This is a genomic window from Sinorhizobium terangae, assembly GCF_009601505.1.
GTDB classification, from domain to species: Bacteria; Pseudomonadota; Alphaproteobacteria; order Rhizobiales; family Rhizobiaceae; genus Sinorhizobium; species Sinorhizobium terangae.
In genome coordinates, this window is the sequence record NZ_WITC01000100.1 from 96,059 (window position 1) to 118,245 (window position 22,187).

Annotated in this window: 18 protein-coding genes and 2 pseudogenes; 6 read left to right on the plus strand and 14 right to left on the minus strand. The window is 61.7% G+C overall.

The genetic code is table 11. The features are described from left to right. Positions 1-68: 68 nt before the first annotated feature. Positions 69-725, minus strand: a complete 657-nt coding sequence (locus GHK62_RS23905) for an HD domain-containing protein (RefSeq protein WP_153441539.1) — start codon at positions 723-725, stop codon at positions 69-71. Continuing rightward, positions 722-3,541 carry a DUF2339 domain-containing protein gene (locus tag GHK62_RS23910; protein WP_153441562.1) on the minus strand — a complete coding sequence of 940 codons (2,820 nt, stop codon included), beginning with the start codon at positions 3,539-3,541 and terminating at the stop codon, positions 722-724. Before GHK62_RS23910 ends, GHK62_RS23905 begins: the two co-directional genes overlap by 4 nt. A gap of 195 nt (positions 3,542-3,736) precedes the next feature. Between GHK62_RS23910 and GHK62_RS23915 the strand changes: the two genes are divergently transcribed. Continuing rightward, positions 3,737-5,749 (plus strand): PhoX family protein, encoded by a 2,013-nt coding sequence (locus GHK62_RS23915; protein ID WP_153441540.1) that lies wholly within the window; start codon positions 3,737-3,739, stop codon positions 5,747-5,749. A 72-nt stretch (positions 5,750-5,821) separates the two neighbouring features. On the opposite strand, the gene recO is transcribed toward GHK62_RS23915, so the two are convergent. Continuing rightward, a complete protein-coding gene (gene recO / locus GHK62_RS23920; RefSeq protein WP_153441541.1) occupies positions 5,822-6,571 on the minus strand; it encodes a DNA repair protein RecO in 750 nt (249 codons plus the stop codon). 226 nt (positions 6,572-6,797) lie between these two features. Between recO and GHK62_RS23925 the strand changes: the two genes are divergently transcribed. Then, positions 6,798-7,538, plus strand: a complete 741-nt coding sequence (locus GHK62_RS23925; RefSeq protein ID WP_167528344.1) for a L,D-transpeptidase — start codon at positions 6,798-6,800, stop codon at positions 7,536-7,538. A gap of 4 nt (positions 7,539-7,542) precedes the next feature. Here the strand turns inward: GHK62_RS23925 and GHK62_RS23930 are convergent, their stop codons facing one another. Both GHK62_RS23930 and GHK62_RS23935 read right to left on the minus strand, forming a co-directional pair. Continuing rightward, positions 7,543-7,905 carry a hypothetical protein gene (locus tag GHK62_RS23930; protein WP_153441542.1) on the minus strand — a complete coding sequence of 121 codons (363 nt, stop codon included), beginning with the start codon at positions 7,903-7,905 and terminating at the stop codon, positions 7,543-7,545. 11 nt (positions 7,906-7,916) lie between these two features. Further along, positions 7,917-8,399, minus strand: a complete 483-nt coding sequence (locus GHK62_RS23935) for an SRPBCC domain-containing protein (RefSeq protein ID WP_153441543.1) — start codon at positions 8,397-8,399, stop codon at positions 7,917-7,919. Positions 8,400-8,450: 51 nt separating this feature from the next. Between GHK62_RS23935 and GHK62_RS23940 the strand changes: the two genes are divergently transcribed. The 3 genes from GHK62_RS23940 to rkpK all read left to right on the plus strand — a co-directional run bounded on the left by GHK62_RS23940 (position 8,451) and on the right by rkpK (position 11,432). Then, positions 8,451-8,783, plus strand: coding sequence for an ArsR/SmtB family transcription factor (locus tag GHK62_RS23940; RefSeq protein WP_153441544.1), 333 nt, complete (start codon positions 8,451-8,453; stop codon positions 8,781-8,783). 172 nt (positions 8,784-8,955) lie between these two features. Next, on the plus strand, positions 8,956-9,981 hold the full coding sequence (locus GHK62_RS23945; RefSeq protein ID WP_184108518.1) for an NAD-dependent epimerase: 1,026 nt from the start codon (positions 8,956-8,958) through the stop codon (positions 9,979-9,981). A gap of 137 nt (positions 9,982-10,118) precedes the next feature. After that, positions 10,119-11,432, plus strand: a complete 1,314-nt coding sequence (rkpK, locus tag GHK62_RS23950) for a UDP-glucose 6-dehydrogenase (RefSeq protein ID WP_153441545.1) — start codon at positions 10,119-10,121, stop codon at positions 11,430-11,432. 104 nt (positions 11,433-11,536) lie between these two features. Here the strand turns inward: rkpK and GHK62_RS23955 are convergent, their stop codons facing one another. From GHK62_RS23955 to GHK62_RS23970, 4 genes and pseudogenes are all read right to left on the minus strand, one after another. Further along, positions 11,537-11,851 carry a hypothetical protein gene (locus GHK62_RS23955; RefSeq protein WP_153441546.1) on the minus strand — a complete coding sequence of 105 codons (315 nt, stop codon included), beginning with the start codon at positions 11,849-11,851 and terminating at the stop codon, positions 11,537-11,539. A 246-nt stretch (positions 11,852-12,097) separates the two neighbouring features. Next, positions 12,098-14,400, minus strand: a pseudogene (locus GHK62_RS23960) (Tex family protein). 200 nt (positions 14,401-14,600) lie between these two features. Beyond that, positions 14,601-15,857: an SAM-dependent methyltransferase gene (locus GHK62_RS23965; RefSeq protein WP_153441547.1), complete on the minus strand. Its 1,257-nt coding sequence runs from the start codon at positions 15,855-15,857 to the stop codon at positions 14,601-14,603. 395 nt (positions 15,858-16,252) lie between these two features. Next, positions 16,253-17,251 carry a glutathione S-transferase family protein gene (locus GHK62_RS23970; protein WP_153441548.1) on the minus strand — a complete coding sequence of 333 codons (999 nt, stop codon included), beginning with the start codon at positions 17,249-17,251 and terminating at the stop codon, positions 16,253-16,255. Between the two features lie 174 nt (positions 17,252-17,425). Between GHK62_RS23970 and GHK62_RS23975 the strand changes: the two genes are divergently transcribed. Continuing rightward, positions 17,426-18,424, plus strand: coding sequence for a glycerophosphodiester phosphodiesterase family protein (locus GHK62_RS23975; protein ID WP_153441549.1), 999 nt, complete (start codon positions 17,426-17,428; stop codon positions 18,422-18,424). Between the two features lie 66 nt (positions 18,425-18,490). Here GHK62_RS23975 and era read toward each other — a convergent pair whose 3' ends face one another. From era to GHK62_RS35060, 5 genes and pseudogenes are all read right to left on the minus strand, one after another. Then, positions 18,491-19,420 (minus strand): GTPase Era, encoded by a 930-nt coding sequence (gene era, locus GHK62_RS23980; RefSeq protein ID WP_153441550.1) that lies wholly within the window; start codon positions 19,418-19,420, stop codon positions 18,491-18,493. Positions 19,421-19,428: 8 nt separating this feature from the next. Continuing rightward, a complete protein-coding gene (rnc, locus tag GHK62_RS23985; protein WP_153441565.1) occupies positions 19,429-20,145 on the minus strand; it encodes a ribonuclease III in 717 nt (238 codons plus the stop codon). After that, positions 20,145-20,888 carry a signal peptidase I gene (gene lepB, locus GHK62_RS23990; RefSeq protein WP_184108517.1) on the minus strand — a complete coding sequence of 248 codons (744 nt, stop codon included), beginning with the start codon at positions 20,886-20,888 and terminating at the stop codon, positions 20,145-20,147. Before lepB ends, rnc begins: the two co-directional genes overlap by 1 nt. 147 nt (positions 20,889-21,035) lie before the next feature. Next, a complete protein-coding gene (acpS, locus tag GHK62_RS23995) occupies positions 21,036-21,455 on the minus strand; it encodes a holo-ACP synthase (RefSeq protein WP_153441551.1) in 420 nt (139 codons plus the stop codon). A 172-nt stretch (positions 21,456-21,627) separates the two neighbouring features. Beyond that, a pseudogene (locus tag GHK62_RS35060) lies at positions 21,628-22,047 on the minus strand (DUF2062 domain-containing protein); the annotation flags it as partial. Positions 22,048-22,187 lie beyond the last annotated feature (140 nt).

The following is a 22,187-nucleotide window of genomic DNA, read 5'->3' on the forward strand; positions in this document are numbered from 1 at the left end:
CGAGCTCAGAAATTGATTCAGGCCGCTCGCAATCTGATTCACGGAGCGGCGCCAATCCGTTGAAAGATTTAGATTTCATCCAGCAGCATGGCAAGTACGCCACGCAGCCGTGCTTGCCGCTCCGCCGCCAGCCGACGCCCTGTCGCCGTCTGGAAGCCGTCCGCTAGACGAAATAGCTTCGTCTCGAAGTGATCGATCGCGAAGGCCTTGTCGTCGAGCGTTCGGTTCTCGGCCAACGGATCGAGCGGATCATAGAGCCCGCTGCCCATGCGTCCGGCGATGTAGAAGCAGCGCGCCGCACCGACCATGCCGATCGCGTCGAGCCGGTCTGCATCCTGCAAGATCTTCGCCTCCAGCGTTTCCGGCGGCAAGTTGGCGGAGAAGCTGTGCGTCAGAATCGCATGGGCGACCGGCGAAATGTCCGCCGTGCGCCAGCCGAGTCCGTCGAGAATTTGCCATGCCTTCTCGGCAGCAAGCCGGGAAGCCTCGGCGCGTTGCGGCGAATTCTTCTCGACCGAAACGCAATCGTGGAGCAGGACGGCGGCTGAGAGAATGCGCGGGTCGCCACCCTCCTCGGCCTGAATGCGCGCGGCATTCTTCCAGACGCGAATGAGGTGAGACGCATCGTGCGAACCGTCGCCGTCGGCGAAGGCATGCGGCAGGAGTTTCGCGGCAAGCTCGTAATGTGGTGCAAAGGCTGCGGCCAGTTCCGGAAGGCGTGTCATGCGCGGCTTGTCCTTTCGCCTGCCTCAGCCGCGGTTGCTGCAGCGCCGGCCGGGCCACCACTCCCCGTGTTGGACAGGATCTTCTGGTAGAAGAGGCCGATACCGATCAGCACGCCGCCGAGCCCGATGAAGGACAGGGCGCGCAGGAAGCCTTCCAGATTCGACATGTCGATGAGGAAGACCTTGAGCACGGCGATGAAGACGAGCGCGGCCGAGGCAATCCGGATGCTTTTCGCATTGAAGCGCGAGCCGGCGACCAGGAGCAGCACGCCGAGTACGAGCCAGACGACCGAATAGGTGTAGGTTTCCCCCTGAAGGAAGCCCCTCCAGTCCGCGACATTCTCCCCTTGCCAGAAGCGGCGAACGCTGAGGCTCGCCCAGGCAAAGGCGAGGACGGCGCCGCCTACCGCAAGCGCGGCCACATAAGGCCATGGGCGCTTGTCGCGCGCATACCAGGAGAGGCCGGCATAGGCGATGCCAGGCAGCAGATAGCCGATGAAGAGCAGATCGAAGAACGGGATACTGCCAAGCAGTTCGCCGCTGAAATACGGATTGAGGCTGAAAAGGTGCGCCGAAAGCACCGATAGCATCGAGAGCACGCCGAGCCCCATGCCGCCGTAACGGAACACCGGACTCGGCGACCTCGTATCCAGGGTCATGAAGATACCGGACGCGCCGATTGCGATGAGCGTATAGATAGACTGCTCCGCAAGCGTCGGAACAGAGCTATCCAATACGCCGCCGTTCATTGCGTGGCGAACAAGGATTGCCAGTGTCAGCAACACGAAAAGGCTCGCAAGCGCCTGCAGCAGATTGCGCACACGCGCCGACGGCGAGGCGCGAAGCAGATAGGCGGACGCCACCAGCAGCAATGCCGGAATGCCGTAGCCCGGCAGGAGGGCATTGAAGACGGGCGTCGTCGAGAGCTTGCCGGCGCCGACGATCGTCGGCTCCCAGCCGATCCGCGCCAGCACCACCAGGGCAGATCCGACGGTTATCCAGGGCAGAACGGGCCAGGAGCGGGCGCGTGCGGCGAAGGTGTCGCCGGCGCCGAGCAGAGCGATCGCAAGGGTGGTGACGAGGCCGTCCGTCCAGGCATGCAGGCCGAGGACGAAGAGGCCGAAGGAGCCCGCAACCGACAGCCCGCCGGCGATATGCAAATCCCTCGTGTCTGCGCTTCGGCGGTATAACCACTCCACGAGAGCAAGGAGAAGCAAGCCGCTGACGAAGGCTGCAAGCCCATGTGGCAGATCGAACGCGAATTTGCCGGTCATGAGGAAGGACATGGCCAAAAGCGCGTTCGGCGCGATGGCGGCGATGCCCGCCCACAGGACGGCAAACTGCGAACGGGTCTCGAGCCGCCTGGCGAGCACGAAGGAAGCCAAAAGGACGAAGACGGCCGACAGCACCATCGCGGTCAGCATCGCCGTGCCGCCGGAAACGACGATCTCGGGCTGCGCGCGAGACGGGTCGAGATAGGCAAGAACATTGCTGAGCGCAGTCAGGCTCCACGTGCCGGCAATCGCGCCGAAGGTGGCGAAGAGGGCCGGATAGATTGCCGTTGCCCTCAGTGCGCCGACCAGGGCCAGCGCTGCGATTAACGCGACAAATTCCTGGACCGGGAAACGTGCGGCGGTAACAGCCGGGCTGATGAGGAGGAGTGCCAGAACCGTTGCGGCGATTGCGGCCGAAACGGTGACTGCCGCGTGGGGCGGCGCGAACAGCCTTTCCCATCGGCCGGCCGCGGTCGCCGCAGCACGCCCTGTCCCCGGCCCGTCCTCTGCCGCTCGCTCGGCGGCGCCGGGCCAGACCAGTCCGACGCCCGCGATCATCACCAGGAGCGCGAAAGTGACGGGTGGAGCCTCGAAGGGCGTCACACCGACAACATAGGCGAGTCCCCAGAGGCCAAGCCCGACATTGGCAAGCGTCGGCACAACCGTCCAGCGGCGCAGGCGCGAGGCGCAGAGCGTTGCAAGCCAGGCAATCGAGAGGAAGCCGAACAGCACCCAGGGTCGAGGTTCTGCGCTCGATACAAACAGGGGTGTGAGCAATGAGGCGAGAAGCCCGAGTCCGGCAAGGGCCTGGCCATGCAGCAGCGACAAGGCCACAGTCACCAACGAAACCAGCGCCAGCAACGCGAAAGCGGTCGCGGTGCCGATGAATCCATAAATACCGTGGGCGGCGTATACGACACCGAACAGCGTGACCGCGCCGGCGGCCGTCAGCACGCCCGGGATCATTGCATGACGGAACCTGTCGGCAATCGTCGGCACCGCGCGGCGGCGGATCACTTCGCCGGCGATCCCAAGCACAAGACCGAAAGCCGCCGCGAGCGCCAGTCGAACGGCCGGGCTCAGCAGTCCTGCGTCGATCGAATATTGCACGAGGAAGTAACCACCGAGCGCCAGCGCCAGACCGCCGACCCACACGGGCCATTGGCCGCCAATTCGGCTCTCGAGGCTCTCCGTCGCGGCTGGCTCTACCGTGACCGCCGCAGCGACCTGTTCGTCCTGGCCCGCCTCCTCAACCTTCTCCCGCTCCGCAGTCTCCCCGCCGAAGATGCGCGCGCCTTCTCGCGCCGCCCGCGACCAGGGGCCTTCCTTTCCTTCGTCTTCAGAAGCGATCGCTTCCGTAGCCTGCGCCTCTTCAGCCGCCTGCGAGGGGGCAGATTCGGGCGCGGTCTGTCGCTCGCTCAATCGAGCGATTTCGGCCTTCAGCGAATTGATTTCGTTCTCCAGCCGCTCCGCGGTCTTTCGGCCACCGAGAAAGGCGGCAAGCGCCATGGCAAAGGCAACAAAGGCAATGACTTCCAGCATCTTTTCCCCGACCGGCAATCTCCGCAGGTTGCTCGCGACCATACAGGTTTTCGCACAAGCGCCAAATGCATTGACGGACGGCGCAGCAATCTCTTCACTGAACTGTCGCGGAACTGTCATGAACTTGCTGCTACAGCGGCAGGCGGACGTCGCAGAACAGGCGGCGGCTCTATCGTTCAATGAGGAGAACCGGCAATGGACAAGTATCTCGCCTCAACGGAAGAAACCGAATTCAAGACGCTGACGGAACGCAGGGAGGAACTGGAGGACATCGGCCAGAACTGTTCCACCAATCCGACCATGGGCGATATCATCAATCGCCGCTTCTCGCGCCGCTCCTTCATCGGCGGCTCGCTCGCCGTTGCCGCCATTTCGACGACGGTGAGCCCGCTCGCGCTTTTGACGGCCGATGAAGCGCGCGCCGACGACGCCTCGCGTTTCGACTTCGCTGAAGTCGAGGCCGGCGTCGACGAAAACCATCACGTCGCCGACGGCTACGATGCCGATATCCTCTTGCGCTGGGGAGACAAGGTTTTTGCCGGCAGCCCGGACTTCGACCCGAAGAACCAGACGGCTGCCGCCCAGGAAAAGCTCTTCGGCTATAACAACGACTATGTCGGCTTCATCCCGCTCGAAGGCAGTGCGGACCATGGTCTGCTGGTCGTCAACCACGAATACACCAACGCGGAACTGATGTTCCCGGCCTTCGCCTCGATCGTGAAGGAGAAGGTGACCAAGGACGGCAAGGAAGTCGAGGAGGAAAAGGTTACCCTTGGCGAATACACCAAGGACCTCGTCGACATCGAAATGGCCGCCCACGGCGGCACGATCATCGAAATCCGCAAGGTGGACGGAAAGTGGCAACCGGTGCTCGACGGCAAATACAACCGCCGCATCACGCTCAATACCGAAATGCAGCTCTCCGGGCCGGTCGCCGGACATGACCGTGTGAAGACGGCGTCCGACCCGACTGGCAAGAAAGTCTTCGGCACCGTCAACAATTGCGCCGGCGGCGTCACCGCCTGGGGCACCTACATGATGGCCGAGGAAAACTTCAACGGCTATTTCGGCGGCGAAATCGCCGATGACCATCCGGAGTTCAAGCAGTTGAAGCGTCTCGGGGCGCCGGGCGGACAATACGAGTGGTCGAAATTCTACGACCGATTCGATGTGTCCAAGGAGCCGACAGAGGCCAACCGCTTCGGCTGGATCGTCGAAGTGGATGCCCTCGACCCGACCTCCGTCCCGAAGAAGCGCACGGCGCTTGGCCGCTTCAAGCATGAAGGTTGCGAATCCATCGTCAACAAGGACGGACGCGTCGTGCTCTATACCGGCGACGACGAGCGTTATGATTACGTCTACAAGTTCGTGACCAAGGGCACCTACAACCCGAACGACCGCGCCGCCAACATGGACCTCTTCGACGAAGGCACGCTCTATGTGGCGAAGTTCGACGAAGATGGCACCGTCACCTGGATGCCGCTCGTCCATGGCGAGGGGCCGCTCACCGCTGAAAACGGTTTCGCTTCGCAGGCCGACGTGCTGATCGACACCCGGCTTGCCGCCGATGCGCTCGGCGCCACCAAGATGGACCGCCCGGAGGACATTCAGCCCAACCCGAAGACCGGCAAGGTCTACGTGATGCTGACCAACAACACCAAGCGCAAGGCGGAAGAGATCAACGCCGCCAATCCGCGCGCCAAGAACGCCTTCGGCCACATCATCGAAATCACCGAGACCGATGGTGACTTCGCCTCGCTCACCAGCCGGTGGGACGTTCTTCTGAAATGCGGCGATCCGAGCGTTGCCGAAGTCGGTGCGTCGTTCTCGACGGCAACGACCAAGAACGGCTGGTTCGGCATGCCGGACAACTGCACGATCGACGCGGACGGCAGGCTCTGGGTGTCGACGGACGGCAACAACGAAAAGGAAACCGGCCGCACCGATGGCGTCTGGGCGATCGACACCGAGGGCGGAGCACGCGGAACCTCCAAGCTGTTCTTCCGTGTTCCCGTCGGTGCCGAGATGTGCGGACCCTGCTTCAATCCGACATCCGACACGTTCTTCCTCGCCGTGCAGCACCCGGGCGACGCCGGCCTTGCCACTTATGAGACGCCGGCAACGCGTTGGCCGGATTTCAAGGACGACATGCCGGTGCGTCCCGCCGTGGTGGCCGTTACCAAGCGCGGCGGCGGTCGGATCGGCTGAACCCCATAGGCAACGGACGCCGCGAAAACGCGGCGTCCGAATCCATCGCGGCAAGTTGTCGATAGGCGCCGATCACGCCGCGGACGGTGGAGACGATTTCAATGCCTTCAGCGCCGCGTGCACAAAGGCGTCACGCACGGAAGCGGCGTCGAGACCGCGCGGCTCGTAGACATGGCGGTTGAGAAAATAGGCGGTCAGTCGGAACGCGGCCGCAAGACTGTCGTGGTCGGCCGCCTGATGCCCGCCGGGAGACAGGAAATCCGGAAGGGCGAGCATGCGTTCGGCATACCGCGCGCCCGCCTCCCGGCTGACGGCGCGGCCGGACTTGGGAGAGACGTAGACGAGATCCTGACGTACGCCGGTCGCCGCACATTCCGACAGATCCAGACCGAAGCCGAGGTCGTTCAAGACGGCAAGCTCGAAGCGCACGAACAGTTCGCCGGCATCCGCCGGATCCTGTAGATGGTCGACGATGACGGCAAGCGCCTCGTAGAGATGCGGGTGCGGATCGCGCTCCGGCAGCAGCCGCAACAGCGCGCCGAGGGCCTGGATGCCATAGACGGATGTCGCCGCCTCCATCAACCTTGCGGCGCGCAATTGAAGCGGCTCCACCCGAAACTCGCCGAGATGCTCGTCCAGCCGCGCCCGCCAGATCACCTCGACGGAATTGCCGGGCTGCAGCACCGGCTGCATCGTGCGCGACCGACCGGAGCGCACGAGGCCGAGATGCCGCCCGTGCGCGGCGGTCATGACTTCGGCAATCACGGAGCTTTCGCCGTGCCGCCGGATGCCGAGTATGATGGCTTGATCGCTCCACTGCATGGAAGAGGCATACACCCGGGCCTGAAAGCGGATCAAGCACAGATGCTTGGCCTCGGACGAGCCGACGTGAACGGGTCCCGACGCCACTGTCACCTTTTCGCGACACCGGCCGCCGGCCACATTTCCGCCCTTCTCTTGCCTCTTCTCAGACACTTTTGGCGCTCAAGCCGAACTGGTCGTTGGAATGCCTCCCGAGTCCAAGAATTTGCAGTCAGCAGGATCAACTATGTGTGTGTCCCGGAACAGCGCCGTTAGCTCCGCGCAGCTCTTCGCCGTTCTCCTCGTTTCGTCATTTCTCGCCGGCTGCGCGACAAGCGGCCAAAACGCCAAGCTGAAGGGCCCGGATCCCTATTACGTCGCAATGTACGGGCCGAAACCGGAAGAGAAGTTCCCGCTTGCCGCCATCGACATCAGCAAGGTCGAGCCTCGCTTTCTGCGGCAGCAGGTGGCCTATCCCACCTCGGAACCCCCGGGCACGATCGTTGTCGACACCCAGAATCGCTTCCTTTATCTCGTGCAGGACGGCGGGATGGCGTTGCGCTATGGAATCGGTGTCGGCAAGGCGGGGCTGGAATTCCAGGGCGAGGCGCGCGTCGGACGCAAGGCCGAGTGGCCGCGCTGGACGCCGACGTCGGACATGGTCGCACGCGAACCGGAACGCTATGGGCCGCTCGCCGGCGGAATGGAGCCGGGAATTCGCAACCCGCTCGGTCCGCGCGCGCTCTATCTTTACCAGGGCAACCGCGACACGCTGTTTCGGATCCACGGCACCACCGAGGCCTGGTCGATCGGCAAGGCCGTTTCGAGCGGCTGCATCCGGCTTTTCAATCCGGACATCATCGATCTTTACAGCCGCGTGCCGACGGATACGCGCGTCGTCGTACTGCAGTCCGAGCCACCTGTGGCCGGACCGCTCCAAGCGCCCATGTCGACAGCCACCAGTGCGGGGCAACCGCTTCCCATGTGACGCCTCACCAGGCGTCCGGCTCGCGTACCATGTGCACGATGTTCGCAGGGTTCATGATCCAGCCGCCGCGAAAGCCTTCACCCAATTCCTCGACCGCGTCGCAGCGGACAGCTCCGTTCGTCGCGAGATGGTCGAGCGCCTTCTCGTGGTCGTTGGTGAAAAGCTCCAGCCAGATTTCCGCCTGACTGTAGTTCGGTGCCTCATCTATCCAGAGGCGGTTTGGGCCGAAAATGAACCCCTTCGCAGGCATCTTCTCGTCGAAGGGCGGGAGCCCGACGACGTCACGGTAGAAGGCAATCACCGCCTCGTATTGATGGCTCGGAACCTTCATGGCGATGTTGAGCCCGCCCTTGATCTCCTTCGACATCGCACGACCTCCTAGGCGTCCGGCTCGAGCGCCGGGTTGCCCGAGAGTTCGCTGACGTAATAACCCTCACGCAGGTTGATGCCGTATTCGACCCAGGCCTTCATGCAGGCGAGCATCTGCGACCAGCCTTCGCAGTTCATATAGGAGCTCTTCTGCCCCTGCTCGTTCTCTCGCCAACCGGTTTCGGCAATGGTGACCATCGTTGCGCCGTCGTCGAGAGACTTGAAGCGCATCTCCACCGTTGTCCGATAGGGTGCCTCGCCCTCGGCCACCTTGGCGTCCCAACGGAATACGATTCTTTCATTCGGCTCGACGGTTTCCACGTCCACCGGCACCTCGCCCCACCAGGTCACGGTCGTGCCGGCAACCAGTGGCGCGCTGACACCGCCAAGCGTCACGAAATAACGGCTGAGTTGGTCCGGATTGACGACAGCGTCGAACACTTCGTCGACAGGACGGGCGATCCGACCGTTCACGCGAAATTCCAAGGTCATGTCTTCCTCCTCGCCATTGTGTCGCACAATAATATGTTATAAAAATATAACATGTCAACCGATTCGAAGGACGATGCCGTTTTCAAGGCGCTGGCCAATGGCCTGCGCCGGCAGATGCTGGACGCCCTGAAAGCCGCACCCCAGACGACCGGCATGCTTTGCGAACAATTCTCGCAGCTCGACCGCTGCACCGTGATGCAGCACCTGAAGGTTCTGGAGGATGCGAGCCTGATCCTGGTCCACCGCGAGGGACGCGAGCGGTGGAACCATTTGAATGCGCTACCAATCCAGGCCATTCATGATCGCTGGATCAGCCAGTATGCGGCCCACGCGATGTCTGTCCTCACGGCCATGCATCGCGGGCTCGAAAGCCCGTCCGAGTGACGGATTCGGCTTTCCATCGCTCTGCTTTCTTCGTATGAACTGTCCGACTACAGCGCCGCGCGTCTTGTCAGACGCGCAAAGGACGCTGTAGCACTTTGATTTGCTGCATGTTCTTATCCTTAATCGACTACGATTTAAGGGAACATGCAGTAGGCAATTTGGGGATACCGTAGTGCGCTACCTCATTACTGGCACGGCAGGCTTCATCGGTTTTCACGTCGCCAAGCGGTTGATCGACGAGGGCCATTTCGTGGTCGGCTTCGATGGCATGACGCCCTATTACGACGTGACGCTCAAGGAGCAGCGCCACGCGATCCTGAAGCGCTCCAATGGCTTCAAGGCAGTGACCGCGATGCTTGAGGACCGGCGGGCACTCGACCAAGCTGCCGAGCTTGCCGAGCCCGAGGTGATCATTCATCTCGCGGCGCAGGCGGGCGTTCGCTACAGCCTCGAAAATCCCAAGGCCTATGTCGACTCGAACCTCCTCGGCACCTGGAACATACTGGAACTTGCGCGCGCGATTGGCCCCAAACACCTGATGCTCGCCTCAACTTCCTCGATCTACGGCGCCAACGAAAAGATTCCCTTTTCCGAGATGGACCGGACCGACGAGCCGCTGACGCTCTATGCGGCAACGAAAAAATCGATGGAACTGATGGCGCATAGCTACGCCCATCTCTACAAGGTGCCTACGACGGCGTTCCGCTTCTTCACGGTTTACGGCCCATGGGGACGCCCGGACATGGCGCTGTTCAAGTTCGTGGACGCGATTTTCAACGATCGGCCGATCGACATCTACGGTGAGGGCCGGATGAGCCGGGACTTCACCTATATCGATGATCTCGTCGAAGGTATCCTCAGGCTTTCGCATGTTGCACCGGCGGAGGAAAATCGCGTCGTAACGGCGAAGGCGAAGGACACGCTCTCCCATCAGGCGCCGTTCCGCGTCGTCAATATCGGCGGCGGCCAGCCAGTCGAATTGATGACCTTCGTCGAAACGGTCGAAAAGGCAGTCGGCCGGCCCGCCATCCGCAACATGCTTCCGATGCAACAGGGCGACGTACCCCGCACCTACGCTTCACCGGATCTGCTCGAAGCGTTGACTGATTTCAAGCCGTCGATTTCGGTCGAGGAGGGTATCGCGCGCTTTGCGGAATGGTATCAGACATATTATCGTAAGACCGGCCAGATCGCGTGACCCGGTCAACCAACGAAGCTGCGGCAAAACCTCAGATCGGGCCCAAAATGGTCGCAAATAGGTCTATTTCGCCTTTAATACACAAAGTTATTTAACCGACATCCTCAAGAAATACCCATCAAACAAAGGAAGAACCGATGAAAATCACGATGATCGGCGCCGGCTATGTCGGCCTTGTTTCGGGCGTCTGTTTTGCGGATTTTGGCCACGACGTGATCTGCCTCGACAAGGACGAAGGCAAGATCGAGGCGCTGAAGCAGGGGCAAATCCCGATCTTCGAACCGGGCCTCGACCATCTTGTCGCCAGCAATGTCGCGTCGGGACGCCTGAGCTTTACGACCGACCTCAAGTCCGCCGTCGCGGAAAGCGATGTGATCTTCATCGCCGTCGGCACGCCGTCGCGGCGCGGTGACGGGCATGCCGATCTCTCCTACGTTTATGCCGCCGCCCGGGAGATTGCGACCAACCTCACCGGCTTCACCGTTGTCGTGACGAAGTCGACGGTTCCGGTCGGAACGGGCGACGAGGTCGAGCGCATCATCCGCGAAACCAATCCGCAAGCCGATGTCGCCGTCGTCTCCAATCCGGAGTTCCTGCGCGAGGGCGCAGCGATCGAGGATTTCAAGCGGCCGGATCGTATTGTCGTCGGCCTCAACGGCAATGACCAGCGGGCACGCGAAGTCATGACCGAGGTCTACCGCCCGCTTTACCTCAACCAGTCGCCGCTTGTCTTTACCACGCGCCGCACCTCCGAACTGATCAAGTATGCGGGCAACGCCTTCCTGGCGATGAAGATCACCTTCATCAACGAAATGGCCGATCTGTGCGAAAAGGTCGGTGCCGATGTCCAGGATGTCGCCCGCGGCATTGGCCTCGACGGCCGCATAGGCTCGAAGTTCCTCCACGCCGGGCCGGGTTATGGCGGCTCGTGCTTCCCCAAGGATACGCTGGCACTCGTCAAGACCGCCCAGGACTATGACAGCCCTGTTCGCCTCGTCGAGACGACCGTCGCGATCAACGACAACCGCAAGCGTGCCATGGGCCGCAAGGTAATTGCCGCCGCAGGTGGCGATGTGCGCGGGCGCAAAGTCGCCGTCCTCGGCCTCACCTTCAAGCCGAACACCGACGACATGCGCGACAGCCCCGCGATCGCGATCGTACAGACCCTGCAGGATGTCGGCGCCAAGGTCGTCGGATACGATCCGGAGGGTGTCGAGAACGCCCGCAAGTTGATCGACGGCATGGATTATGCAAACGACCCCTACGACGCGGCGGCCGATGCCGACGCACTGGTCATCGTGACCGAGTGGAACGAATTCCGGGCGCTCGATTTCGCACGGCTCAAGAACGTCATGAAAACGCCGTTGCTCGTCGACCTGCGCAACATCTACCGCAAGGACGAGGTGACCAGGCACGGTTTCAGCTATGCCAGCATCGGCCGGCCCGATTGACCGATAGAGTACGTTCCGGAAAACCGGGATAGGAAATTTCACGTGACGGCGGATTTATCACGCCGTCACGTGACAGCGCGGCTGCAGTCGGAAGCTCTCCGTCCTCACGCCTTCGGGCCCACCTGTGGCATCGAGTCCCAGCTTTTTCCTGCGAGGATGACGCAGCTTCGGCCCGAAACATCCGTCACGATCAGCGTCCAACTGCCGTTGTCGGCGGCAAAGACTTCCATCACGGCCTGCGGATTGATCAAGCCGACAGCCGCAGGCTTCTCATCATACTTCTGCGCAAGAAACTCAATCACCTGGGAACGCTCGGCACAATTCGCGATCGCCTGCGAGTCCGCCGGATAGGGATGCGCCGTCACTGCTACAGCCAATATGATGGCTCTCGTGAGGCCGCGGATCACATTGCCTGCCATGAGGCACCTCCTTTCGCCGGGGGCTCCCGGCGGAAGAGGATTTCCGCTGACCTGTTCCGCCGTGGACCGGCATTCTATGGTCGACACCTGCTCGCGACCCGAGACCGGTGTCGCCACGAGAGGAGTATGACGGAAAGCAGGTTATATTTCAATTAACTAATATATAGACCGTTCACCTGAAAGCCGCCATGCCAACGTCGATGTTGAACAAACGATCATTGGCACTGGGCCGTTCCACTTTCCCGATCACTTTTCTTTCAAGGCCGCCATCAATGCGGCGCCAAGCGCGCCCTGAGCAGGCGCTTGCGATCGCGGCTGACGCTCGGCTGCATTGCGGGTGCCGGCACCACTCGATGCAGGCCCCCTCGCCTCGCGGCCCCTATCCGGCCGCCGTCCTTGCGCATCGAAAGACCTATACGCTTGCGGGCGACGTCGACTTCGGTGACACGCACCTGCACGACATCGCCCGCCTTCACAACCTCATGCGGGTCCTTGACGAAGCGGTCGGCCAATTGCGACACATGGACGAGGCCATCCTGATGCACGCCGATGTCGACGAATGCCCCGAAGGCGGCGACGTTCGTGACGGTACCCTCGAGTTGCATCCCGACTTTCAGATCCTTGATGTCATCGATGCCCTCGGCAAAGGTCGCCGTCTTGAAGCTCGGGCGCGGATCGCGGCCCGGCTTTTCGAGCTCGGCAAGAATATCCTTGACCGTCGGCAGGCCGAAACGATCGTCGACAAAGGCGCGCGGATCGAGCTTCTTCAGGGCAGCGCTGTCGCCCATCAGTGACCGGACGTCGCGACCGCAAGCAGCGACGATCTTTTTCGCGACACCATAGGCCTCCGGGTGCACCGAGGACGCATCGAGCGGCTCGGTTCCGTTCGGTATTCGCAGAAAGCCGGCGCATTGCTCGAAGGTCCGGGCACCAAGGCGCGACACCTTCAATAGCTGCTGACGGCTGGAAAAAGGGCCAGTCGCGTCGCGGTGCGCGACGATCGCTTCCGCAGAGGATTTGCCGAGACCAGATACGCGCGCCAGCAGCGATGCCGAGGCGGTGTTGAGATCGACGCCGACGGCGTTCACCGCATCTTCGACGACCGCGTCGAGCGAGCGGCTGAGCTTCGACTGGTCGACGTCGTGCTGGTATTGACCGACGCCGATCGATTTCGGCTCGATCTTGACGAGCTCGGCGAGCGGATCCTGCAATCTCCGGGCGATCGAAACGGCACCGCGCAGCGAGACGTCGAGGGTGGGAAATTCGGCCGCCGCCGTTTCGGACGCGGAATATACCGAGGCGCCTGCCTCGGAGACGATGACCTTTGTGGGTTTCGGCGCCGGCAGCTGCGCAAGCATGTCGGCCACGAGCTTCTCGGTCTCGCGGCTGCCGGTGCCGTTGCCGATGGCAACAAGTTCGACCTTGTGCTTGCGGATGAGCGAAGCGAGTTCCGCCTGGGTGCCGCGAATGTCGTTCTTCGGTGGGAACGGATAGACCGTTGTCGTGTCGAGCAATTTGCCTGTGCCGTCTACTACCGCGACCTTGACCCCGGTGCGGATGCCCGGATCAAGCCCCATCGTCGCCCGCGAGCCGGCGGGTGCGGCAAGCAGCAGATCCTTTAGATTGCGCGCGAAGACGCGGATTGCCTCTTCTTCCGCCCGTTCCCGCAACTCACGCATCAGGTCCAGCGAGAGCGACATGGAAAGCTTCACCCGCCAAGTCCAGCCGATCACGTCCGCGAGCCATTTGTCGCCCGGCAGGTGCGCGCCGACATTGTAGGCGGCCGCAATCATGCGCTCGACCGGTTTCATCGGCGACGCGTCGTCTTGGTCGACGACGATATCGACCGAGAGGACCTCCTCGTTCCAGCCGCGCAGCATCGCAAGCGCGCGATGGCCGGGTGCGGTCGCCCACCGTTCCGAATGATCGAAATAGTCCGAGAATTTCGCACCCGCTTCCTGTTTGCCGTCGACCACTCTGGCGCGCAGGTAGGCCGCATCCTTCATGTAGTTGCGCAGACGCCCCAAAAGGTCGGCATTTTCGGTCATGCCTTCGGCAATGATGTCGCGGGCGCCGTCGAGCGCCGCCTTGATGTCCGCCACATCGGCCGACAGGAACGCTCCGGCCCGGTCAGACGGCGCGACCGACCGATCTGCAAGAATTGCCTCCGCCAGCGGTCCAAGGCCCCGCTCCCGGGCGATTTCGGCTTTGGTCCGCCGTTTCGGCTTATAGGGCAGATAGATGTCTTCGAGCTCCGCCTTGGTGACGGCGCCGGCGATCTTGCGCTCGAGATCATCGGTGAGCTTGTCCTGGCCGCGGATCGACTCGAGGATCGAGTTCCGACGCGCCTCGAGTTCGCGCAGATAGGTGAGCCGTTCCGAAAGCACGCGCAACTGCGTGTCGTCGAGGCCGCCGGTGACCTCCTTGCGATAGCGGGCAATGAAGGGCACCGTTGCTCCCGCGTCGAGCAGATCGACGGCAGCGGCAACCTGTGCGGCTGTTGCCCTGATCTCGCTGGCGATGATGGCGGCAATGGGCTTTGCGGTCATTCTGCGTTCCGTATGCTGTTTCGAAGCGGACCATACTGACGCAGATCATCAAGGCCAAGTGAAGGCCGATGCTCTGTCACCGAACTCCACAGAAGATGGCAGGGGGATGCCTGGCGCTCTGCTCACCGGAGGCGCTCTGCCTCCGCTTCTCCCAGGCTGGAGGAGAAGGGGCGGCAGGATGAGCGGCGCCCATGCCCGCTCTAGACTGCGACCAGTTCCAATCGCCGGCGGGTTCTCTCGAATTCGAGCAGTTCGCGTTCCTTCTGAGCGATATAGTCCCGCGAGACCGGCACCGATCCCAGCGACGGTGAGAGCTGCAACTGAAAGACGAAATGCTTGTCGTAGAGAAAGGCAGTTTCCGAAGCTGCGAGATAAAATTCCCACATCCGGAAGAAGCGTTCGTCGTAGAGCCGGATCGCCTCCTCGCGTTTCGCCACGAAGCGCTCACGCCAGGCTCGCAGCGTCCAGGCGTAGTGCATCGGCAGAATCTCGATATCCTTGACGAGCAACCGGGTGCTCTCGACGGACGGCAGCACTTCGGAGAGAGCCGGGATGTAACCGCCTGGGAAGATGTACTTCTCGATCCAGGGATTGGTGGCCCAGGGCTTGTAGATCTGGCCGATAGAGTGAAGCAGCATCACACCTTCGGGTTTCAGCAGTTCCTTCATCTTGCGGAAAAAGTTGCCGTAGTTGCCGATGCCCACGTGCTCGAACATGCCGACGGAGACGATGCGGTCGAATTGCCGCCCCTCCATCGTACGGTAGTCCTGAAGCTCGAAGCGCACGCGATCGGCCAGTCCGCGTCGCTCCGCGCGCTCGCGCGAAACCTTCAGTTGCTCCTCGCTCAGCGTGATGCCGGTGACCTCGACGCCGGACGATTCGGCGAGATACATCGCCATGCCGCCCCAGCCGGAACCGACCTCGAGCACCTTCTGGCCGGGCTCGAGCAAGAGCTTCGCCGCGATGTGCCGCTTCTTGGCGCGCTGGGCCTCATCGAGCGAAATTCCCGGCGGATGGAAATAGGCGCAGGAATATTGCCAATCCTCATCGAGGAAGAGATTGAAGAGCTTCCCGTCGAGATCGTAGTGATGGGCGACGTTGCGACGATTGCGGTTGACGGGAAGCCGGCTCTTGAGTTGCTGACGCAGTACATGCAGCAGCGCCACGATCGAATTCCGGAAGGTCGCGGCGTTTGCGAGGTCATTGCTCTTGGCAATGGACAGCACATCGAAGATATCGCCTTCCTCGATGAGGACGCGACCGTCCATATACATTTCACCGAACTTAAGACCGGGGTCGCGCGCGATCGCTTTTTCAGCCCTGGCATCGGCGATCCGTATGGTGGCAGGTTTCCCCGTGCCATCGCCGAGGACAACCTCTTCACCTGATGAGAAAACAACCGTCAGCTTGCCCTTTTGGACAAGGCGGCGGAGCATGTTCAACAATGCCGCATTCATATCCTACCTCAGCATCAGACCTACACGGACATTACGTCCTTCCGCACAGGAGACGCTTGGGCGGTTCGATCGGCTTTTGGAGGATATGCGTGCAGGCATGCACTTCAAGAAACGGCGCCGACGCATCCTGAAAAGCTAGAACCGACTTGGCTGCAGCCCCACGGCTTCCGGCAGGCAGGGCACCGCAGGGTCACCACACGCCGGGAATTTCGTCAGGCTGGCCCCACCGGGCTCCTATCCATCAGAACTTCCATTAACTTAGCGGCGTTCCACAGTTTATCAATGGGGTTCTTTGTGGCCCCTCAAAGATTTGCTTCCTTAGTAAATTCGAAGAAAAGCGGCTTTGCGCTCCCCGCGTCAGTCGGGAGTGCGTCGGCGACAGACCGCCGCTCGCTTTAACTGCCGAACACACCGAGGCCGCGGAGACGTGTGCGATCGTGCGGGCGATCGAGATCGAGCATCGGTCCCGCCGGAACGATTCCGGTCGGATTGACATGGCGGATGCCGTAGTAACCACGCTTGATGTGATCGATGCGCACAGACTCGCGAATGCCCGGCCACTGATAGATCTCACGCATATAGTTCGACAGCGACGGGTAATCCTCGATCCGGCGGATGTTGCACTTGAAGGCGCCGTGATACGCGACATCGAAGCGGATCAGCGTGACGAAGAGCCGGATATCCGCCTCAGTGAGGTAGGCGCCGGCAACATATCGGTTCTGAGCAAGATGCTGCTCGAGTTCGTCGAGCATGTCGAACAGGCCGAAAACCGCCTCGTCATAGGCTGCCTGCGTCTTGGCGAAACCGGCGCGATAGACGCCATTGTTGACGCGGGCATAGATCGGCTCGTTCCAACGATCGATCTCCGCGCGCAGGGCGGCCGGATAGAAATCCAGGCGATGGCCGGTCAGATGGTCGAATGCCGAATTGAGGATGCGAATGATGTCGGCCGATTCGTTGTTGACGATGCGACCTTCCTTCATGTCCCACAACACCGGTACCGAGACCTTGCCGGTGTAATGCGGATCGCTCGCCGTATAGAGCTGATGATGGTATCGAATCTCTCCGACCCGCACGCCGGCGTCGACAGGCTGGTCATAGGTCCAACCATCTTCACCCAGAACGGGGTCGGCGACTGTCAAGCCGACTATGGCTTCGAGGCCCTTGAGGTTGCGCATGGCGATCGTGCGTGAAGCCCAGGGGCACAGATAAGAAACGAACAGCCGGTAGCGCCCGGCCTCCGCGGTCAGCGCCGGTTGCCCATCCGGACCGGCCCGTCCGTCGGGCGTGAGCCAGTTGTGGAACCGCGTCGGTTCACGATGGAAGGCACCGTCCTTCATCTCGCTCGCGGCGACGTCACCCTTGACCCACTTTCCATCGACGAGCTGCGGCATGAGAGTCCTCCTGCAGGCGTTGCCAAAACCGGCACCGATGGCTTAGGTTCCACAGGGTTGATTTCCGGTCAATCGCGCGCGGAGGAGACAGATCGTTCGCATTCCATGTGCCTGCGTTCGCTTCATCCTCCGGCCACGTTGCCGGGTGAAGCGGCTGCCAGAGGAGAAGTCACGATGAAGAAGCTCATCGTTGCGGTGTTTGCCATTGCTGCCGCCCTCTGGTTTCTAAATACATCCACGTTGGTGACGCCGCCGTCAGGCGCTGTGAAAATCCTTGCGCATCGCGGCATTCATCAGGTGTTCCAACCGGACGGAGTGGAAAACGATACGTGTACGGCCAAGCGGATCGAACCGCCGCGTCACGCCTATCTCGAAAACACGATCGCCTCCATGCAAGCGGCGATGGACAGCGGCGCGGAGGTCGTGGAACTCGATGTTCACCTGACCCCGGATCGCGAATTTGCCGTGTTCCACGACTGGACGCTCGACTGCCGTACGGACGGGACAGGCGTGACCGAGGAGACGCCGATGTCGAAACTGAAGACGCTCGACATCGGCTACGGCTACACGGCCGACGGCGGCAAGACCTTTCCCTTCCGCGGCCACGCACAAGGCCAGATGCCAACCTTGACGGAAGTATTCACCGCCCTGCCCCACGGCCGTTTCCTCATCAATTTCAAGAGCGAACGGCGGGCGGAAGGCGCAACACTGGCGGTCCTGTTGCGCGCGCATCCCGAATGGCGGAAATCCGTCTTCGGCGTCTATGGCGGCACCGCACCGACGCAGGAAACCTTGCGGCTGGTTCCCGGCTTGCGCGGCTATGACAAGCAGTCCACGCTTGCCTGCCTTGGCCGCTATGCCGCCTACGGCTGGACTAGCATCGTACCGGAAGCTTGCCGCAACACGCTTATCGTCGTGCCCGCCAACTACGCGCCGTTCCTTTGGGGCTGGCCCAACCGTTTCGCCGCGCGCATGAGAGACGTCGGAAGCGAGGTCATCCTTCTCGGACGCTATGGTGGCGGCGATTTTACCTCTGGCATCGACAGTGCAGACGACTTGACGCTCGTTCCCCAGAATTTCGCGGGCTACGTCTGGACCAACCGGGCGGAAACGATCGCTCCGCTTCTCGGAAAACGGATGGCGGCGACCAACCACCAGGCCAATCGGGAATGAGTGCAGCCTGCTGCATGTTTTACAGCGCCGTGCGTCCTTTAGGACGCACGGCGCTGTAGTCGGCCGTCATCGCGGGAATTCGAGCCCCATTTCGCGGAAGCGCTCGGGATCGTCACCCCAGTTCTCGCGCACCTTTACGAACAGAAAAAGGTGCACGGGTTGCTCGAGGATTTCCGAGATTTCCTTGCGCGCCGCGGTGGAGATTGCCTTGATCGCCTCTCCTCCCTTGCCGAGCGCGATCTTCTTTTGGCTGTCGCGCTCGACATAGATCACCTGCTCTATGCGCACCGAACCGTCCTTGCGCTCCTCCCATTTCTCCGTCTCGACGTGGGAGGCATAGGGGAGTTCCTGATGCAGCCGGAGGAACAGTTTCTCGCGGGTGATCTCGGCGGCAAGCTGGCGCATCGGTAGATCCGAGATCTGATCCTCCGGGTAGTACCAAGGCCCCTCGGGCAGCGCGCTCGCAAGATAGTCCATGACATCGTCGCAGCCGGAGCCGGAAAGCGCTGAGATCATGAAAGTGCGCTCGAACTTGACCATCTCGTTTGCCGCAGCCGCGAGCTTCAGCAAATCCTCCGGACGAACCTGATCGATCTTGTTGAGCGCCAGGATCTTCGGCTGCGGAACTTCCTTCAGGCCTTCGAGGATCGCCTCTGCGTCCCCCTTCAACCCGCGCTCGCTGTCGATCAGCAGCATGATCAGATCGGCATCCTTGGCGCCGCCCCAGGCAGTCGTCACCATAGCGCGGTCGAGCCTGCGCCGCGGCTTGAAGATGCCGGGCGTATCCATGAAGACAATCTGCGCGTTGTCGTGGATGGCGATACCACGCACGATGGCGCGCGTCGTCTGCACCTTGTGGCTGACGATCGATACCTTCGCACCGACGAGGCGATTAACGAGCGTCGATTTCCCAGCATTGGTGGCGCCGATCAGCGCCACGAAACCCGAGCGGGTCGGCGCGCCGGCAGCGGCCGTATCATGTTCCATATCCGTCATAGCTTCCGTCAATTTCCGGCAGGCTTCTGCTGCCAAACGCCTTCACGCTCCAGCAATCGTGTCGCGGCGACCTGTTCGGCGCCGCGTTTGGAGCGATCGGTTCCCGTCTCCGGTTGAAGACCCGCAACCTCGACCGTCACCGTGAAGCGCGGGTCGTGATCGGGGCCGGAGCGATCATCTGTCCTGTATTTCGGCGCAACACCGAATCTGGCGTGCGCCCATTCCTGCAATTCAGTTTTCGCATCGCGACGGGCGCCGTCGGCGCTGGCCGCCCGGTCCGTCCAATGAAGCAGCACGAAGCGGCGCGCCGCCTCCAGGCCGCCATCGAGATAGATTGCGGCGATCAGCGACTCTACCACATCGGCGCGCACATTCATCATGTGCTTGCCGGTGATCTTCTTCACATCCGAACCGGTGCGGATGAACTCGTGCAGCGAGAGGTCATCGGCGACCTTCGCGCAACTTTCCGCGCTGACCAGTTGGTTCAGTCGGACCGAAAGTTCTCCCTCGTTCGCGTCGCGAAAGGTCTGAAACAAGAGCTCGGCAACGCACAGGCCCAGAACCCGATCCCCCAGGAATTCGAGACGCTGGTAGTTGCTGCCCTTGGCGCTGCGGGCGCTGGAATGGGTAAGTGCCCGGTCCAGGCGTTCCTTCTCCGAGAACTGATAACCGATCACGGCCTCGAGCCTTGCCCGATCCTCCGCGCTCAGCGATCGCCCCTTCATCATTCGACGACCTTGAACAGGCGGTCGTAACGCAGGTTTGCCGGCCATTTCCAGACTTCGCGGAACGACGTGTCGTTGCCGAGCGAGAAGAAGATCAGGCTGGCGCGGCCCACCAGGTTCTCCGCCGGTACGAAGCCGACGTCGAAGCGGCTATCGGCGGAATTGTCTCGGTTGTCGCCCATCATGAAATAGTGACCCTCGGGGACAATGAACTCACGCGTGTTGTCGCCGCGCGAATCCGGAAACTGGTCGAGCGTGTCGTAGGAAACGCCGTTGTCCATCGTCTCACGGTAGACCGGCACATCGCCGCCAGTGTCGTACTGGTCGTCGGCGCGGAATGCGCCAGCCGGAACGCGGTCCACAGGCTTGTCATTGACATAGAGGATGCTGTTCCTCACCTGGATCCGGTCACCCGGAAGTCCGACGAGACGTTTGATGTAGTCGATGTCGGGATTCGGCGGAAAGCGGAAGACAACGATATCGCCGCGCTTCGGCTCGCTCGCGAAAATCCGCCCGCTGAAGAGATCAGGCGAGAACGGTATCGAGTACTTCGAATAGCCGTAGGCAAACTTGTTCACGAAAATGTAATCGCCGACAAGCAGGGTTGGCATCATCGAACCCGACGGGATCGTAAAGGGCTGGAAGAAGACTGTTCGGATGACGACCGCCAACAGCAGCGCCTGGATGATGACCTTGACATTCTCCCAGAGGCCGCTCTGCTTCGTTTCTGTCTTTTCTGCCACGCTGCTGTCTTCCTTTGTCATCCTGATCCGGATGCCCGATACTCGCGCGTCTGGCTCCGGGTTGCGCGTCGCCACGCAATTCGATCCTATATGTTGCCGGAACTCCGCGCTTCAAGCGATCGTCGGTCCGCTTTTCAGCAGAATGCTCTAAACCGTTCCCTCCACCGGGGCAACGGGCAGCGCCTCGATAATCACGAAGGCTTGTGCGAGCGGGAAGTCGTCCGTGATCGTCAGATGGATCGCGGCACGATGACCGGCGGGCAATATTTTCTGGAGCCTCTCGGCCGCGCCGCCTGTCAATTGCATCGTCGGCTTTCCGCCGGGCATGTTGACGACGCCCATGTCCTTCCAGAAAACCCCTTGGGCCAAACCGGTCCCAAGCGCTTTCGAGCAGGCCTCCTTGGCGGCAAAGCGCTTGGCATAGGACGCTGCGCGGTTCTTGCGTCCGTCCGATTTTGCGATCTCGATGTCCGTGAAGCACCGATTGACGAAGCGTTCGCCGAAACGTTCGAGCGAGCTCTCTATGCGGCGGATATCGATGAGATCGCTGCCGATGCCGATGATCATGAGGAGCGTCCGACCGTTTGGGAACGCGCTCGCCGGCGCCGCTGTTGGAAAAGGCGCGCGGCCTGATAGGCGAGCGGATAGAAAACAAGCGCGCCGGTAATGGCGAGCGGAAGCNAAGCGAGCCGATGAGCATCGGCTTGAAGACCGGCCCCCAGAGCTCCGTCAGTTCCAGGCGCTCGACCATATCGCCAATCTCCGCGCCGCTGACAGCGGTGCCATCCTGCGGCTCCGTCAGCACCGTGCCGATCTCATAGGATGCCGTCAGGATGACCGGAATGGTGATCGGGTTGGCGAGCGCCGTCGTGATCGCAGCCGCAACAAGATTGCCGGAAAAAATCGACGCGAGGACGACGGCAAGTACGATGTGAAGGCCGAAGAACGGCGTAAATGACGATGCGGCGCCCGCCGCAACCCCGACCGCGATCGAGTGCGGAGAGGAAGACAGGCGCAGAATGCGCAACGCAACGTAGCGCAGCCCGCGCGAGAGACCTTTGCGCGGCCACAACAGCGCGCGAAGCCTTTCGGAAATCGTAACCGGTTTTCTGCGCCTGAATAACATTATGCCGTCATGATCGCGTCTCGAAGCGGCCATGGGCACGACCAAAGCGCCTCCGCCCCGTTGTGGGCCGCAAGATAGGCGTCATGTCCGTCGCAGGCAAGTGATGCACCGCACCGCGAGACCTGCAACGGAGCTATTCGATTGACGCATAGCTTATCGTGAAGTGCGCCCTG